The sequence below is a fragment of the Mycobacterium sp. NGS62 genome (genome assembly GCF_059812285.1).
Window position 1 is genome coordinate 1 of sequence record NZ_JCALCK010000059.1, and the last position, 1,322, is coordinate 1,322.

Here is a 1,322-nt window from a genome sequence, read left to right on the forward strand (position 1 = left end):
GCTGCCCCCTCCTACGGCCCGACCCCGCCCAGCGGGCCAGACTGATCCAGATCCACGACAACCTTGTCGACCGCATCGCCGAAGCCCACCTCGAAGGCTGGCTCGGTGAAGTCGACGGACTCAACGTCAGCCTCGCCGCCGTCCGCAACAAGCTCGCCCAACTCGACGTCCACACCACCAGGCGCCCGCTCGTGCAGATCGGCATGCCGCATGCAAGCACCTGACCCGCGACCACTAATCCACGACCGAAGCAGCCCCAGGACAAGACATTTCAGTTCAGAGAAGCCGGGATCAAACTGTCAGCGGTGGCGTCCACCTTGGGCATCCTGTCGGTGCGTGACATGCTCGAAGCGCTCATCGCCGGCGAGCGAGACCCGCGCCGGCTGGCCGATATGGCCCGCGGGCGGCTAAAGGCGAAGCACTCGGAGCTGATCGCTGCGCTCGATGGCCGCTTCGATGATCATCATGCCGAGCTGGCGCGGCTGCTGTTGGCTCAAATCGACGCGCTCAGCGCCCAGATCGACGCGCTGAGCGTCCGCATCGAGCAGCTCATCGCCGCCATGGACGAAGCCGATCACCACAGTGGCGACCACGACGGATCGGGCACCACCGGGCTACCGGACACCCGCCCACCCAACACCGGCGAGCAGACAACCACACCCGGCTCCGGCATCAGTAGCACCGCGACCGGCCCACAGACCGCCACCGCCACGGTGATCGAACCCGCCCGGTTGACCGCGGTCGAGCGCCTCGATGAGATCACCGGCGTCGGCCAGCGCGCCGCGCAGACGATCATCGCCGAGATCGGATTGGATATGACCCGTTTTCCCAACCCCGAGCACCTGGTCTCCTGGGCCAAACTGTGTCCACGCACGATTCAGTCCGGGCCGGTGATCCGTGGCGGTAAGACCGGCAAAGGCAACCCCTACCTCAAAGGCGCCCTCGGCGAACGCTACCGGCGCATCGTCAAACGCCGCGGCAAGCTCAAAGCCCTGGTCGCGGTCGCCCGCTCCATCCTGGTCATCGTCTGGCAGCTACTCTCCAACCCCACCGCCCGATTCCACGACCTTGGCTCCGACTACCACACCAACCGCGTCGTCACCGAACGAAAGGTCCGCAACCACATCGCCCACCTGACTGCGATGGGATTCCACGTCACCCTCGAACCCGCCGCCTAGCCCCTCGAAATACACACCGCCGCAGCACATCCGGCCTGCAAGTTCCGGCCGGGTACTGTCCGCTGCCCAACTCACCTTGGGTATTTTCCGGTCAGGCACCGAGGGTGTTTCGCGGGCACTTTTGGTGATGCTTGCCGCCGTCCC

1 protein-coding gene and 1 pseudogene are annotated in these 1,322 nt (G+C 65.8%); both read left to right on the forward strand.

Going from position 1 to position 1,322, the window contains the following annotated elements:
* Positions 1–224: pseudogene (locus tag AC5Y49_RS24650) on the forward strand (tyrosine-type recombinase/integrase); the annotation flags it as partial.
* An 81-nt stretch (positions 225–305) separates the two neighbouring features.
* Positions 306–1,178: a transposase gene (locus tag AC5Y49_RS24655; RefSeq protein WP_499891995.1), complete on the forward strand. Its 873-nt coding sequence runs from the start codon at positions 306–308 to the stop codon at positions 1,176–1,178.
* Positions 1,179–1,322: the final 144 nt, after the last annotated feature.